This window comes from Agromyces sp. GXS1127, from assembly GCF_050565425.1.
Lineage (GTDB): Bacteria > Actinomycetota > Actinomycetes > Actinomycetales > Microbacteriaceae > Agromyces.
The window spans coordinates 372,043-386,990 of record NZ_JBOCIG010000001.1 but is presented as its reverse complement, the minus strand read 5'-3'; the positions used below and the strand labels follow the sequence as shown (position 1 = coordinate 386,990).

Sequence of the window (14,948 nt, the reverse complement as noted above, 5' to 3'; positions counted from 1 at the left end):
CTTTGTAAGTCTTACGCCGTAAGATACGTCGTCGGCTCGGCCGTGTCCATACCTCGGGGAACGAAACCTCACGTTGTAAGGTGAGGAAATGGGAACCAGGGCGGCCGAAGCACGGACGCGAGCGCCGCGCACACCGCTCACGCGCGAGCGCGTGCTGCAGGCCGCCTCCGACCTCGCCGACCGCGACGGCCTCGACGCCCTCACCATGCGCGCCCTCGCCGACGCCCTCGGCGTCGAGGCGATGTCGATCTACCACCACCTGCCCAACAAGGGCGCGATCCTCGACGGCGTGATCGAGCTCACCTTCACCGAGGTCGCGACCGAAGCGCACGACCAGGGCGCGGTCCGGGCGCAGGCGGATGCCGCGGACTGGTCCGCCGCAGTCCGCGGCCGCATCCTCGGAGCGCGCCGCGTGCTGCTGCGACATCCGTGGGCCCCCGTCGTCATCGACCAGCGGAAGTCCTTCTCGCCCGCGATGGTGCGGCACGTCGACGGCATCGTCGGCATCATGCGCGAGGCCCGGATGTCGCACGACCTCATCCACCATTCGCTGCACGCGATCGGCAACCGCATCTACGGCTACGTGCAGGAGCTCTCCGACGACGGGCAGGCGCCGCCGCCCGGTCAGCTCGAGCAGATGCGGTCGTTCGCGCCGAACCTCGCCGCGATGCTCGCCGAGGTCGCCCACGTCGACCCCGAGTCGACCCTCGGCTGGTGCGACGACCAGACCGAGTTCGAGTTCGGGATCGACCTGCTGCTCGAGGGGATCGAGCGGCGGAGGGTCGCCGAAGCCGCCGGGTAGGCGGTGCTCACCTGGCGAGCGCCGCCTCCTCGTCGAGCCGCGCGAGCTTGTCGGGGTTCGCGACCGAGTAGAGGTGCGTCACCCGGCCGCCGTCGACCGTCGCGCTGATCACGCCGGCCAGTTCGCCGTCGACCTCGACCCGCAGCGCGGGCGCGCCGTTGATCCAGATCATCGTGGCGACCGGGTGGAAGCCCCACTTCTCGATCGCGCCCATGAGGTACGACACGAGCTTGCGTGCGCCGCGGATCGGGTGGCGGGCGGCGCCCTTGACCTTGCCGCCGCCGTCGCCGATCGAGACGACATCGGGTGCGAGCACGTCCATGAGGCCCTGCACGTCGCCCGTGTTGAACGCGATCAAGAGCCGCTCGACGACCCGCTCCTGCTCGGTGGGCTCGACCTGCATGCGCGGACGCCTCGCCGCGACGTGCTCCTTCGCCCGGTGCGCGATCTGCCGCACCGCGGCCGGCGTCTTGCCCACGGCCTCGGCGATCTCGTCGTACCCGAGGTCGAACACCTCGCGCAGCACGAACACCGCCCGCTCCGCGGGCCCGAGCGTCTCGAGCACCGTGAGCGTCGCGATCGAGAGCGACTCGGCGAGCTCGACGTCGTCCGCGACATCCGGGCTCGTGAGCAACGGCTCGGGCAGCCACTCCCCCACGTAGTCCTCGCGCCGCCGCGACAGCGTGCGCAGGTGGTTCAGCGACTGCCGGGTCACGACGCGCACGAGGTACGCGCGCGGGTCGCGCACCTCCGAGCGGTCGACCTCGGCCCAGCGCAGCCACGACTCCTGCAGCACGTCCTCCGCATCGGCCGCCGAGCCCAGGAGCTCGTACGAGACGGTGAACAGCAGGTTGCGGTGCTCGACGAACGGATCGACGTCGCCCGGGCCCGCACTCGCGGCGCCGCCGGCGCCGCCGAGGCCGCCCCCGCCCGCGACGCCGTCGTCGGCGTGCTCGTCCATGCGCGACACCCTACGCCGCTCCGCCGACGGCCGAGCGGGTCGCGAGCGGCGGGAGGCCGCAGGCATCCGCGAACTCGGCCGAGCGGATGCCGAGCGCCAGGTTCATGCGTGCCGTCGCGTCCATCAGCGAGACCTTCGCGGCGAGTTCGAGCAGCGCCGCCGGCCCCAGTTCGGCGAGCAGCGCGTCCGAGAGCTCGTCGGTGACGGCGGGCGGATCCTGGCACACCGCCTCGGCGTACTCCATGACGCGCCGTTCGAGCGGTGAGAACACGGAGGACTCGCGCCACCGCGGAACCTCGCGCGCCTTCGCCTCGTCGAGTCCGTGCGTGTGCGCCCGGAAGTAGTGCAGGTCGAGGCAGAACCCGCACCCGACGTAGGCGGCGGTCGCCATCCGTGCGAACGTGCTGAGCTGCGGGTCGAGGGCGTCCCACTTCTCGGACTTCCGGCCGATGCCCATCAGGTCCATCATCACGCGGCGGTGGTGCCACAGGATGCCGAGCGAGTCGGGCACCTGGCCGGTCATCCTGCGGCTCGCGGCCTTCACGACGGCACCCATCATGCCGTCGACGTCGGCGGCGGGGATGCGTGCGGTGCTGCTCATGGTCTCCTCCGAGGTCCGGGGTTCGGATGCGTTCGACATGGAGACACCGGCGGCGTCGGGGTTGTGACATCCGCCCGCGGCTGCGGCATCCGCCCCGGCTGCGCAGACCGGCCGACCCGCGCGACGCAAGGGCTGGCCGACGCCGAACCCCCCGGCGTACGTTGGTGCCAGAACGAGGAGGTTCGCGTGAGCGCCACCCGAGAGTCCGCCGAATCCACCGTCTCCCGCGCATCGGCCGGGACCGCCGCGCCGCCCGTCTCCGAGATCGGCGAGCAGGAGTCGCGCGCGGTCGCGGAGGCCGCCCGCGAACAGGAGTGGCGGAAGCCGAGCTTCGCCAAGGGTCTGTACCTCGGAGCATTCGACCTGTCGCTCATCAGCCCGCATCCGCGCCCCGACGCCGACCGTCGGCGGCGCGGCGAGGCGTTCCTCGCCGACCTCGAGGCGTTCCTCCGCACGGTCGACGTCGCCGCGATCGAACGCGAGGCCCGCATTCCCGACGAGGTCTTCCAGGGCCTCGCCGACCTCGGCGCGTTCGGCATGAAGATCCCGGTGGAGTACGGCGGGCTCGGCCTCGGGCAGTTCTTCTACAACCGCGCGCTCGTGATGATCGGGTCGGTGAACGCCGGCATCGGCGCGCTGCTCTCGGCGCACCAGTCGGTCGGCGTGCCCGAGCCGCTCATGCTCGCCGGCACCGAGGAGCAGAAGCGGCGCTGGCTGCCGCGCTGCGCGGCGGGCGCGGTCAGCGCGTTCCTCCTCACCGAACCCGAGGTCGGTTCCGACCCGGCCCGCCTCCAGGCGACGGCGATCCCGAGCGAGGACGGCTCGGAGTACGTCCTCGACGGCACGAAGCTCTGGACCACGAACGGCGTCGTCGCCGAGCTCCTCGTCGTGATGGCGCGCGTCCCCCGCTCGCCCGAGGAGCAGGCGGCCGGTCACCGCGGCGGCATCACCGCGTTCATCGTCGAAGCGGATGCCCCGGGCATCACCGTGCACCGACGGAACGCGTTCATGGGCCTCCGCGGCCTCGAGAACGGGCTCACCTCGCTGAAGGGGGTCCGCGTCCCGGCGGAGAACCTCGTCGGCCAGGAGGGCCAGGGCCTGAAGATCGCGCTCACGACGCTGAACGCCGGCCGGCTCGCCATCCCCGCGATCTGCGCGGGCGCCGGCAAGTGGAGCCTCAAGATCGCGCGCGAGTGGTCGTCGGCGCGCGTGCAGTGGGGTCGCCCGGTGGGCGAGCACGCCGCGGTCGCGCACGAGGTCGCGTTCATCGCGGCGACGACGTTCGCACTCGAGGCGGTCGTCGACCTGACGGGCGTCCTCGCCGACGAGGACCGCAAGGACATCCGCATCGAGGCCGCGCTCGCCAAGCTCTGGGCGTCCGAGATGGGATGGCGCATCGCCGACGAGCTGGTCCAGATCCGCGGCGGCCGCGGCTTCGAGACGGCCGCGTCGCTGCAGGCCCGCGGCGAGCGCGCCGTCGGCGCCGAGCAGTTGCTGCGCGACCTCCGCATCAACCGGATCTTCGAGGGCTCGACCGAGATCATGCGGCTGCTCATCGCGCGTGAGGCGGTCGACGCGCACCTCACCGCCGCAGGGGACCTCATCGACCCGGAGCTCGAGCTCGCCGCGAAGGTCAGGGCCGCGGCATCCGCCGGCGGGTTCTACGCTCGCTGGCTCCCGAAGCTCATCGCCGGAGCCGGCGACCTGCCGACCTCCTACGCCGAGTTCGGTCCGCTCGCGGCGCACCTGCGGTACGTCGAGCGCACCAGCCGCAAGCTCGCCCGCGCGACGTTCGCGGGCATGGCGCGCTGGCAGGGCGGCCTCGAACGCCGGCAGGGCTTCCTCGGCCGCGTGGTCGACGTCGGCGCCGAGCTGTTCGCCGTCTCCGCCGCGTGCGTGCGCGCGCAGATGATCGCGGCCGACACGCCCGCCCGCGGCAGGTCGGCGCGGCAGCTCGCGCGCACCTTCGCCGAGCAGTCCCGCCACCGCACCGAGCGCCTGCTCCACGAGCTCTGGGCGAACACGGATGCCACGGACGAGCGCCTCGCCTCCCACGTGCTCGCCGGCGACTACGCGTGGCTCGAGGAGGGCATCCTCGACCCGAGCGAGGGCACCGGCCCCTGGATCACCGAGGCGATCCCGGCCGACGCGATGGGGAACGTTCACCGGCGGGTGATCGGGTCGACGATCGCCTCCGAGGCCTGACGCTCGCCGAGGCGCCACAGCCGATTCCGAGCGGCGGTCGATACGCTCGAACGAGTCCACCGAGCCCTGGAGGCGTCGAGCACACCGTGCCCAACCCCGTCGATGGTCCCCGCCGCGGTCCCGCGCGCCCCGGCATGCCCACCGAGGCGCGATCATGACCGCGGCACTGCTGCTCCTCCTCATCGGAATCGTCCTGACTGCGGCGATCATCGCCGCGAACGGCTACTTCGTGGCGCAGGAGTTCGCGTACATGTCCGTCGATCGCGCGCGCCTCCGCGCGCGTGCCGAGCAGGGCGACGCGGCCGCGGAGCGCGCCCTCGCGGTGACCCGCCGCACCTCCTTCATGCTGTCGGGCGCGCAGCTCGGCATCACCGTGACGGGCCTCCTGGCCGGCTACGTCGCCGAGCCGTTCATCGGGGAGTCGCTCGGCGCGCTCCTCGGCGGCGTCGGCGTGCCGCCCGCCGTGGGCGTCTCGATCGGCACGGTGCTCGCGCTCGTGCTCGCCACCGTGGCGCAGATGATCTTCGGCGAGCTGTTCCCCAAGAACCTCGCGATCGCGAACCCCGAGCCCCTGGCTCGCGGGCTCGCTCGGTCGACGCAGGTCTACCTCGGGGCGTTCGGCTGGCTCATCACGCTGTTCGACGCGGCGTCGAACGCCGTCCTCCGGCTGCTGCGCGTCGAGCCCGTGCACGACGTCGACTCGAGCGCCACCGCCGAGGACCTCGAGCACATCATCGACGACTCCCGCGCGAGCGGCGACCTTCCCGAGGAGCTCTCGATCCTCCTCGACCGCATCCTCGACTTCCCGCGACGCGACGTCGAGCACGCCATGGTGCCGCGCGTGCGCGTCGACGTCGTCGATCCCGACACCGCGATCGCCGACCTTCGCACGCGCATGGCGAGCGGCCACACCCGCTACCCCGTCATCGGCGAACGGGAGGAGCCCATCGGCGTCGTGCACCTCGCCGACGTCATGCGCACCGGGCCCGACGATCGTCGCCCCGTCGCCGAGATCATGCGCCCCCCGCTCGTCGTGCCGACGCTCATGCCGCTCCCCGACGCACTCGACGCGCTGACCGCCACCCGGAACGAGCTCGCCTGCGTGATCGACGAGTACGGCGGCTTCAGCGGCGTCGTCACGATCGAGGACCTCGCCGAGGAACTCGTCGGGGAGATCGCCGATGAGCACGACGTCGAATCCACCGCCGGCGTGGCGCTCGACGTCGACGGCGTGTGGACGATGGACGGCGACGTGCACCTCGACGAGGTCGCACGCACCATCGGCCGCGACGTGCCGCGCGGCGACTACGAGACGATCGCGGGCCTCCTCATCGCGGAGCTCCGGGGGCTGCCCCAGCGTGGTGACGCGGTCGAGGTGGAGCTGCCCCTGAGCGGAGCCGACCTCGTCGAGGGCGGGGCGGAGGCGGCGCGACTGCGGATCGAGGCCGCGCAGATCGAGCGGCACGTTCCATCCGTCGTGAGGGTCTCGCTCATCGAGCCGGGGGGCGAGCGATGAACCCGTGGATCGTCGTCCCGGTCACCGTCGGCCTCATCGTGCTCAGCGCGTTCTTCGTCGTCATCGAGTTCGCGCTCATCGGCGCCCGCCGACACCGGCTGGAGCAGGACGCCGCAGGCAGCGCCTCCGCGCGGGCGGCGCTGCGCGGCATGAACGAGCTGACCATCATGCTCGCCGGAGCGCAGCTCGGCATCACGGCGTCGACGTTCGCGCTCGGCGCCGTCACGAAACCCGCCGTCGACGAGTGGCTCGGTCCGGTGTTCGCCTCATGGGGGTTGCCGTCGTGGCTCGCAGGCGGCGCCGCGTTCGCCCTGGCCCTCGTCATCGTCACGTTCCTCCATCTCGTGGTCGGCGAGATGGCGCCGAAGTCGTGGGCGATCGCGCACCCCGAGACCGCGGCCAGGATCATCGGCCTGCCCTCGCGAGGCTTCGTCCGCATCTTCCGTCCGTTCCTGCTCTGGGTGAATCGGGTCGCGAACGCCCTGGTGGCACGCACCGGCGTCGAGCCCGTCGATCGCGCCGCCGTCGGCGGACGCGACGCGGACACCATCCGCAACCTCGTCGAGTACTCGACGGAGGCCGGGGTGCTCGAGCCCGAGCTGCGCGCCCAGATCACCGAGGTGATCGCGCTGCAGGAGCTCACGGTCGACCGGATCACGACGGCCGACGCGTCGCCGGCTGCGGCGCGCGCGGATGCCACGGTGGCCGAGGTCCGCGAGGCGGCGCTCGCCTCGGGGCACCTCCGCATCCTGCTCGACGACGGCACGGGACGGATGACCCGCGTCGTGCACGTTCGCGACACGCTGCTGGCCGACGACGGCGAGGGTGCAGCGGCCTTCGCCCGCGACGCGTTCCGCGTCGACGCTGCGACCCCCGCCTACGAGCTCCTCGGTCGCATGCGCGAGGAGCAGGTGCAGCTCGCCGTCGTCGAACGGAGCGGCGAACTGCTCGGCATCGTCACGTTGACCGACGTGATCCAGCGCGTGCTGCCGGTCGCCGGGGAGCTGCCGGAGAACCGATGACGCGGGAGTCGACCTGCCGGCCGCTCCGAAGTCCCGCTCCGCGCGCGGCAGCGCCCGGCTCGGGTCGAACCGGGCGCCTCCGATCGTTCTGATCAGCCTTCCCCGCGCTTCGCGTGGATGTCGACGTCCTTGCTCTCCTTCGTGAGCAGCACGGCGCCGGCGCTCGCGGCGAGCACGACCATCCAGAAGAGGGCCACCGGCCACGTCGCACCGAACGCGATCACGAGGCTCGTCGCGATGAGCGGCGAGAAGCCGGCACCCACCGTCGAGGCCGACTGGTAGGCGGCGGATGCCCCGGAGAACCGCAGCGCGGTCGGGAACTGCTCGGCCACGAAGGCGGCGATCGGCCCGTAGACCATGCCCTGGACGAGCCCGTTGCCGAGGATGATCGCGATCGCGAAGCCCCACACGGTGCCGGTCTGCAGCAGCGTGATGATCGGCAGTGCGAGCACGATGCCGAGCACGCAGCCGGCGACGATCATGGTCCGGCGGCCGAGCCGGTCGCTCGCCTTCGCCGCCAGGATCGAGACGACCACGGTCACCACCGCGGCGGTCGCCTTCCAGTTGAGCACGCCGGTGGGGTCGGCGCCGGCGCCGACCGCCTCGGACACGCCGCAGACCGTCATCAGGCCCTGCGACGTCGTGAACGAGAGCACCGCCACGAACGCGATGACGACCGCGCGCCAGTGGTTGCGCAGCACGTCGAGGATCGGCACGCGCTTGCGGGCGCCGATCTGCTCGAGCTGCTGGAACATCGGGGTCTCGGCGACGCGCAGGCGGATGACGAGGCCGACGGCGACGAGCGCGATGCTGAACAGGAACGGCACGCGCCATCCCCAGGTCAGGAACTGGTCTTCCGGCAGCATCGAGAAGAGGCTGAGCATGAGCGTCGCGAGCACCGCACCGACCGGTCCGCCCGCGTTGGCGAAGCTCGCCGCGAGTCCGCGGTGCTGCTTCGGGGCGTGTTCGAGCGCGACGAGGATGGCGCCGCCCCACTCGCCGCCGACCGAGACGCCCTGGATGATCCGCAGCAGCACCAGCAGGATCGGCGCGATGATGCCGACCGACTCCGTCGGCGGCAGCAGGCCCATGATCGTGGACGCGATGCCCATGAGGAGCATCGTCAGGATCAGCACGACCTTGCGGCCCCGGGTGTCGCCGAAGTGCCCGAAGACGATGCCGCCGAGCGGGCGGGCGAGGTAGCCGACGGCGAACGTCGCGAAGGACGCGAAGGTGGCGAATGCGGGGCCGAGGCCGGCGAAGAAGACCTGGCCGAACACGAGGCTGGCCGCCGTCGCGTAGAGGATGAAGTCGTAGAACTCGATCATGCTGCCCATGAAGCTCGACGCGATGACGCGTCGCATGTCCTTCGTGGTCATGGACAGCTGCGTGCCGTCGGCGGCCGTGGTCGGCGCCGAGGACTCGAGCGGTGCGGTGCGGGTTGCGTGGGTCATCATCGACCTCTCTCGTCTCAGTGTGTCAGACGGCGAGCGCGTGCTGCCGTGCGAAGGAGATGCGGTCGAGGTCGTCGGGAACGAGGACCTCGAGGTCCGCGCCGGCGGCGGCGCGGAGCCAGGCGTCCGTGGGCAGGTGCCCGGGGACGAGGTGGTGCAGGGCGAGTCGGCGGGCGCCGGCCTCCCGGGCCAGGGCGATCGCCTCCTCGACGCTGGTGTGCGACCTGCGGTGGTGGTCGATCGAGGCGCGCGACGTCTCGTCGTCGCGCGACCCGTAGGCCTCGGCGACCCACTCGAAGCTGATCGCCTCGTGGAGCAGCAGGTCGACGCCCTCCGCGAGGCGCACGGTGTTCGCGCACGGCGCGGTGTCGCCGGAGATCGCCACCGAGCCCTCGTCGGTCGTGAACCGGAACGCGAAGGCCGGAGCGATCGGCGGATGCTGCACGAGGATCGCGTCCACGCGGACCCGATCGTCTTCGAAGACCCGGAACGGGTCCATGTCGGGCGTCGGTGCGTGGTTCGGGTGGTACCCGATGCCGGCCGGGATCGCGATGTCGCGCGCGTCGAACAGGTCCATCGGCGACGGTCGCAGCGCGTCGAGGACCCGGTCGTTGAGGTCGGTGGCCTGCGCCTCCATGAGCAGCCGGAAGAGGTCGGCCGTGCCGGGGGTGGGCAGGTGCGGGGCGACGGGGCGCGGTGCGACGGCCGCACGCGGCGACACGGGCGGAAGGGCGCCGCGATTCCCGGGCCCGATGATCGGGATCGGGGCTCCGTCGCCGATCAGCCCGAACATGCCGAAGAGCGCGAGGTTCGACAGGTCGGTCGTGTGGTCGGAGTGCAGGTGGGTGAGGAAGACGCCCCCGAGCTGGTCCATGCGGAACCCGGCGCGGGCGAACTGGCGACCCGCGCCGAGACCGGCGTCGACGAGGTAGACCCGGTCGCCGACGGCGACGGCCGTCGAGATGCCGAACCGCGAGTGCGCGTCGATCGGGTTCCACCACCGGGGCCCCCCGGCCGTGCCCAGGGTGACGATGCGGTGCTCGGTGTCGGTCATGCGGTCTCCTTCGACGTGCCTGATGAATCCATCGTCGACGGAGCGTATTGTTCTGTACAGCGGAGGTTTTCAAACATCTTCCTCAGGAGAATCGATGAATGGCGTTTCGGTGCGACAGCTGGAGTACTTCGTCGCCGCGGCCGACCTCGGCACGCTGAGCGCCGCCGCCGAGCGGTGCCTCGCCTCGCAGGCCGCCGTCTCGACCGGCATCGCCGAGATGGAGCGCGCGCTCGACCTCCAGCTGCTCGTGCGGCGCCCGGCGAAGGGCGCGGTGCTCACCCGCAGCGGCGAGCGGATGCTGCCGGTCGCGCGGCGCATCCTCGACGACCTCGATGAGCTGGGCCGGCTCGCGGGCGCCGAGCAGGACGAGGTGGCCGGCCCGCTCCGGGTCGCCTGCACGTTCGCGCTCTCGCCGCGGGTCCTGCCGCCGCTCGCGGAGGCGTTCGGCGAGCGGCATCCGCGCGTCGAGCTCGACCTGGTCGACGGACTCGCGAGCGACGTGCAGGAGCTCGTCCGAGAGGGCGCCGCGGATGCCGCCCTGCTCTACCGCCGGCAGTTGGCGCCCGGCGTGGAGGCGCGGACGATCCGTTCGCTCGCGCCGTACGCCGTGCTGCCGGAGGGCCATCCACTGGCGCAGGCTGAGGACGTCGCCCTGGCCGACCTGGCCGACGAACGACTGATCCTCGTGCAGCCTGCCGGGTCGCGCGGCGTGATCGAGACGCTCATCGAGGAGGCCGGCGTGGTGCCGCAGCCCGGCTGGGCGTTCGCCAATCCGGAGACCGTGCGCGCGATGGTCGCGCGCGGCCTCGGATACTCGGTCTTCAGCGGCCGACCCCGCGGCACGCAGAGCTTCGACGGGCGGCACGTCGCGTACGTCCGCGTCCGCGACGCCGTCGCGCCGAACGACGTGGTGCTCGCGATGCCGCACGGGCAGCGCCGCACCGCGCGGCTCGACGCGCTCGTCGCATTGCTCGGCGAGCCGGGGATGCAGGACGCGCTGGGGTAGCGCCGCCCACCCGTCCGTGACCGCCCTGAATCGCACCGAGGGCCGCCCCTGACGACGCGAGCGCCCCGCGGCGAGACCCTGCCCCCGGAAGGGCGGTTCCGCGACGACGTCGCGGACCCAGATGGCCCCGCGGCGCGCCGCCGACGAGGAGCCGTCCTCGCCTGCATCCGGAGAGAGACCCCGGATGCCCGGAGGTGGGACCCATGGAAGAACGCACATCAGCGAACGCCCTCGCCCCTGAGCCGCCGATCGGCCCGGACGAGTTCGTGCGGCTCGAGAACGAGCGCAGCGCCGAGCGCATGCCCGAGGAGCTCGCGACCCACGTCGAGGGACGCACGCTCTCGATCACCACTCGGGAGAAGTTCGACTTCAGGTCGGTCGAGGCGGTGCCGTACGACGGCGACCGATGGCAGCTGAAGCTGCCGGAGGGCACCGGACTCGTGATGCCCGGCCGCACGTCGGGTCGGCTGTCCGTCGACGAGGTCGGCAGGGCGGCGAAGCGCGAGCTCGACGACGCCGGCGAGCTCGCGGCATCCCGCCCCGCGTGGGTCGACTACGAACCGCACGCGAAAGTGGCCGCGGCGCGGACCACCGTGCTCCGACGGCTGAACGGGCAGATCATCGAGCCGCACTACGGCGTCTTCGGCGCCGACGACCGGCAGGTGTACTACCCCGGCGGCTATCCGTGGACGTGCGTGGGCAAGATCTACGTGTGGGACGACTGGGGCTCGCCGTACCCGGCCTGGTCCGGGTCGGGCGTCCTCATCGGCGACCGGACCGTGCTCACCGCCGGGCACGTGTGCCCCTGGGGATCGGGCAACTGGGCGATGCAGTTCGTGCCGGCGTACTACGACGGGGTCTCGACGCTCGGCCGCGGGGTGAGCTCGTACGTGTCCGACTACTACGGATACGACACCGATGAGAAGGTGTCGGCCTGGGACATGGCGGTGCTGCGGCTCTACACGCCGCTCGGGGTGAACTACGGCTACTTCGGCACGAAGGACTACAACAGCGCCTGGGAGGGCGGCAACTACTGGACGCTCGCCGGGTACCCCGGCGCGGTGGCCGGCGGCAACCGTCCGTCGCGGCAGATGTGGTGGCCGGTGCTCGACGACGACGGCAGCGGGTCGGCCGAGGAGGTCGAGTACGAGGCCGACTCGTCGCCCGGCAACTCCGGCGGGCCGGCGTTCGGGTTCTGGAGCGGCCTGCCCTACGCCATCGCGACGCACAGCGGCGGCTCGAAGACCACCTTCCTGTGGTGGACGATCGAGGACACCAACGTCGGCGCCGGCGGCGGCGCGCTCAACTCGCTCGTCGCGTGGGCCCGGAGCAACTGGCCCGCCTGAGTCGCGACGCGCCTGATGAACCGAGCGGATGCCGCGGGGCGTCGGCCCCGCGGCATCCGTCCCGCCCGACGATCAGTCGAGGTGGAAGATCTCCGGGAGCTCCATCCACCACTCGCCCTCCGCGCGCTCGGCGAACGGCCGCTGGAGCGGTTCGCACACCGACCACCACTCCTGCGTCGTCGGGTCGGCCGCGATCGCCGCCATGTCGGCCTCGAGGTCGTCGCCGACGTACTCCATGTAGGCGAAGAGCACCTCGCCGTGGCGGTAGATCGAGTAGTTGCGGATGTTGCTGCGCGTCAGCCGCTCGAGCACCTTCGGCCAGACATCGGCGTGCAGGCGCTCGTACTCGTCGCGGTGCTCGGCGGGCAGGCCGATCACCGAGGCGAGACGGCGCACGCGGGTGACGCCGGTGCCGCGGGTCGGGCCCGTGATCGCCTGCTCGCCGGTCATGCGCGGGCTCCGGCCGCACGCGCGCGGACGTGCGTGACGCCGCCGTCGACCTCGAGTGCCGTGCCCGTCGTCGAGCCCGAACGCGGGCTCGCGAGGTATGCGATCGCGCCCGCGACCTCCTCGGGCGTGACCATGCGGCCGGTCGCCTGGCGCGCGTCGAGGGCTGCACGTTCGGCGACCGGGTCGGCGAAGCCCTGCAGCATCCGCTCGACGAACGGCGTCGACACGGTGCCGGGGCTCACGCAGTTCACGCGGATGCCGTCGCCGACGTGGTCGGTCGCCATCGCGTAGGTGAGCCCGAGCACGGCGCCCTTCGACGCCGAGTACAGCGCCCGTTGCGGCAGGCCGTTGAGCGCCGCGATCGAGCAGAGGTTGACGACGGATGCCGCCTCCGAGCGCCGCAGCCACGGCAGCGCCGCCGCGGTGACGCGGGCCATGCCGGTCACGTTGACGTCGAGCACGCGCGCCCACTCGGCGTCGTCGTTGTCCTCGACGGTGCCGACCGCGCTGATGCCCGCGTTGTTCACGACGATGTCGATGCCCCCGAGTCGCTCGGCGATCGCGGCGACGGCCTCGTCCAGGGATGCGCGGTCGGTGACGTCCGCGGCGAACCCGACGAGGGGCTCGGCCAGGCCGTCGACGTTCCGGTCGAGCACGGCGACCCGCGCACCGCGCGCGGCGAGCTCCTGCGCGGCGGCCAGGCCGATGCCCGACGCTCCGCCGGTGACGACGGCGACGAGGCCGTCGAACTCCGCGGCGGTCATGCCTGCACCAGCTTCTGGCCGGCGCGGCCGAGGCCGTCGATCTCGAGCTCGACCGTGTCGCCGTCGCGGAGGTACGGCGTGCCGGGCAGGCCGAGCGCGACGCCCGCCGGGGTGCCGGTGTTGATGACGTCGCCGGGCTGGAGCACCATGAACTGGCTCAGGTACCAGATGACGTGCGCGACGGAGAAGAGCATGTTCGCGGTCGAGCCGTCCTGGCGGAGCTCGCCGTTGACCCAGAGGCGCAGGCCGAGCTGCTGCGGGTCGGTCACCTGCTCGGCCGGCACGAGGTCGGGGCCGAACGGGTTGAAGGTCTCGCAGCTCTTGCCCTTGTCCCACTGGCCGCCGCGCTCGAGCTGGAACTCGCGCTCGGACACGTCGTGCGAGACGGCGTAGCCGGCGACGTGGGCCAGCGCGTCGTCGGGCGAGTCGAGGTAGCGCGCCGTGGACCCGATGACGACCCCGAGCTCGACCTCCCAGTCTGTCTTCGTCGAGTTGCGCGGAATCAGCACGTCGTCGTTCGGGCCGACGAGCGTGTACGGATCCTTCATGAAGATCACGGGCTCAGCCGGGAGGGCCGCGCCGGTCTCCTCGGCGTGGTCGCGGTAGTTCAGGCCGATGCAGACGATCTTGCCGGGGCGGGCGATCGGCGCACCGACGCGGGTCGCGTCGCCGTCGAACTCGGGCAGTGCGTCGAGCGCCTCGCGGATTCGGGCGACCCCGCCGTCGGCGAAGAACGCGCCGTCGTAGTCGGCGGTGACGGCGCGCGCATCGAGCACGCGGTCGCCGATGCGCACGACGGGGACCTCGGCGCCGGGGGCGCCGAGTCGGGCGAGGGTGAAGCTGTCGGTCATCGGGTGGTGCCTTCCGTGTCGGGGAGCGAGTAGAACCGGCGTGCGGTGCCGGAGAGGATGCGGTCGCGGTCGTCGGCGTCGAGTCCGTCGACGAGCGCCGCGATCCCCGCGAACACGCGCTCGTAGCCGCCCGCGATGAGCGAGACCGGCCAGTCGCCGCCGTACATGAGCCGGTCGGGCCCGAAGACGTCGAGCGCGTGGTCGAAGACGGGGCGGACGGTCTCGACGTTCCAGTCGCCCGGGTCGCCGACCGCCGAGTAGAGGCCGGAGACCTTCGCGTGCACGCGCGGGTTGCGGGCGACCTCGGCGATGAGCGACGCCCACGGCTCGTGGTCGTCGGCGCCGATCGGCGGCTTGTTCAGGTGGTCGAGCACGAGGTCCAGGTCCGGGTGCTTCTCGGAGACCTGGAGCACCGCCTCGAGGTGCTCGGGCAGCACGCCGACGACGTCGAACGGGACGCCGGCGGCCTCGAGCACGCCGAGCCCGGCATCGACGTCGTCGCGGAGCAGCCAGCGCGGGTCGGGACGGTCGTGGATGAGGTTGCGGATGCCGCGGAACAGCGGCCGGCGGCGCAGCTCCTCGAGCCGCTCGGCCGCGCGCTCCGGCTCGTGCAGGGGCACGTAGCCGACGACGCCGACGACGAGCGGTTCGCTCGCGGCGACGTCGAACATGAGGTCGGTGTCCTCGTCGTTGTCGGCCGACTGCACGAGCACGGTCCCGGTCACGCCGGTCGCGGCGAAGGCCGGGAGCACCTCGTCCATGCCGATCGACCGGTAGAGCACGCCGGCCTCGGGGGTGAGCCAGGAGTAGCTCGCTCGTTCGAGGTCCCACACGTGCTGGTGGGTGTCGATGATGCCGCTCATGCCGCCTCCTCGCGGGTCGTGCTGAAAGGTCTGATGACTTCGCGCACAGCACC

At 72.2% G+C, this 14,948-nt stretch carries 14 protein-coding genes; 6 read left to right on the top strand and 8 right to left on the bottom strand.

The annotated features are described in order from the left end of the window. The first annotated feature begins 88 nt into the window (after positions 1-88). The gene (locus ACQ393_RS01755; RefSeq protein ID WP_430645094.1) at positions 89-802 is read left to right on the top strand and encodes a TetR/AcrR family transcriptional regulator; all 714 of its coding nucleotides are present in this window, start codon (positions 89-91) and stop codon (positions 800-802) included. 7 nt (positions 803-809) lie between these two features. Here ACQ393_RS01755 and ACQ393_RS01750 read toward each other — a convergent pair whose 3' ends face one another. Beyond that, positions 810-1,763: an RNA polymerase sigma-70 factor gene (locus ACQ393_RS01750; RefSeq protein ID WP_430645093.1), complete on the bottom strand. Its 954-nt coding sequence runs from the start codon at positions 1,761-1,763 to the stop codon at positions 810-812. A gap of 10 nt (positions 1,764-1,773) precedes the next feature. Continuing rightward, the gene (locus tag ACQ393_RS01745) at positions 1,774-2,364 is read right to left on the bottom strand and encodes a carboxymuconolactone decarboxylase family protein (RefSeq protein ID WP_430645092.1); all 591 of its coding nucleotides are present in this window, start codon (positions 2,362-2,364) and stop codon (positions 1,774-1,776) included. Between the two features lie 186 nt (positions 2,365-2,550). On the opposite strand from ACQ393_RS01745, the gene ACQ393_RS01740 reads away from it, so the two are divergent. The 3 genes from ACQ393_RS01740 (at position 2,551) to ACQ393_RS01730 (ending at position 7,107) form a co-directional block, all read left to right on the top strand. Beyond that, on the top strand, positions 2,551-4,569 hold the full coding sequence (locus ACQ393_RS01740; RefSeq protein ID WP_430645091.1) for an acyl-CoA dehydrogenase family protein: 2,019 nt from the start codon (positions 2,551-2,553) through the stop codon (positions 4,567-4,569). 154 nt (positions 4,570-4,723) lie between these two features. Continuing rightward, a complete protein-coding gene (locus ACQ393_RS01735) occupies positions 4,724-6,085 on the top strand; it encodes a hemolysin family protein (protein ID WP_430645090.1) in 1,362 nt (453 codons plus the stop codon). Further along, the gene (locus ACQ393_RS01730) at positions 6,082-7,107 is read left to right on the top strand and encodes a CNNM domain-containing protein (protein ID WP_430645089.1); all 1,026 of its coding nucleotides are present in this window, start codon (positions 6,082-6,084) and stop codon (positions 7,105-7,107) included. Before ACQ393_RS01735 ends, ACQ393_RS01730 begins: the two co-directional genes overlap by 4 nt. A 92-nt stretch (positions 7,108-7,199) precedes the next feature. Here ACQ393_RS01730 and ACQ393_RS01725 read toward each other — a convergent pair whose 3' ends face one another. Together ACQ393_RS01725 and ACQ393_RS01720 are read right to left on the bottom strand one after the other, a co-directional pair. Next, the gene (locus tag ACQ393_RS01725; RefSeq protein WP_430645088.1) at positions 7,200-8,561 is read right to left on the bottom strand and encodes an MFS transporter; all 1,362 of its coding nucleotides are present in this window, start codon (positions 8,559-8,561) and stop codon (positions 7,200-7,202) included. A 25-nt stretch (positions 8,562-8,586) separates the two neighbouring features. Next, the gene (locus tag ACQ393_RS01720; protein WP_430645087.1) at positions 8,587-9,615 is read right to left on the bottom strand and encodes an MBL fold metallo-hydrolase; all 1,029 of its coding nucleotides are present in this window, start codon (positions 9,613-9,615) and stop codon (positions 8,587-8,589) included. A 94-nt stretch (positions 9,616-9,709) separates the two neighbouring features. On the opposite strand from ACQ393_RS01720, the gene ACQ393_RS01715 reads away from it, so the two are divergent. After that, a complete protein-coding gene (locus ACQ393_RS01715) occupies positions 9,710-10,621 on the top strand; it encodes a LysR family transcriptional regulator (RefSeq protein WP_430645086.1) in 912 nt (303 codons plus the stop codon). Between the two features lie 203 nt (positions 10,622-10,824). Then, entirely contained in the window at positions 10,825-11,967 is a 1,143-nt protein-coding gene (locus ACQ393_RS01710; protein WP_430645085.1) for a trypsin-like serine peptidase, read from the top strand. 72 nt (positions 11,968-12,039) lie between these two features. Here ACQ393_RS01710 and ACQ393_RS01705 read toward each other — a convergent pair whose 3' ends face one another. Genes ACQ393_RS01705 through ACQ393_RS01690 form a run of 4 tightly spaced genes read right to left on the bottom strand, consistent with a single transcriptional unit; the run spans position 12,040 to position 14,895 of the window. After that, on the bottom strand, positions 12,040-12,417 hold the full coding sequence (locus tag ACQ393_RS01705) for an L-rhamnose mutarotase (RefSeq protein WP_430645084.1): 378 nt from the start codon (positions 12,415-12,417) through the stop codon (positions 12,040-12,042). Further along, a complete protein-coding gene (locus tag ACQ393_RS01700; protein WP_430645083.1) occupies positions 12,414-13,181 on the bottom strand; it encodes an SDR family NAD(P)-dependent oxidoreductase in 768 nt (255 codons plus the stop codon). The genes ACQ393_RS01705 and ACQ393_RS01700 overlap by 4 nt, the downstream gene beginning before the upstream one ends. Beyond that, positions 13,178-14,032, bottom strand: coding sequence for a fumarylacetoacetate hydrolase family protein (locus ACQ393_RS01695; protein WP_430645082.1), 855 nt, complete (start codon positions 14,030-14,032; stop codon positions 13,178-13,180). Before ACQ393_RS01695 ends, ACQ393_RS01700 begins: the two co-directional genes overlap by 4 nt. Continuing rightward, positions 14,029-14,895, bottom strand: a complete 867-nt coding sequence (locus tag ACQ393_RS01690; protein WP_430645081.1) for an amidohydrolase family protein — start codon at positions 14,893-14,895, stop codon at positions 14,029-14,031. Before ACQ393_RS01690 ends, ACQ393_RS01695 begins: the two co-directional genes overlap by 4 nt. Positions 14,896-14,948 lie beyond the last annotated feature (53 nt).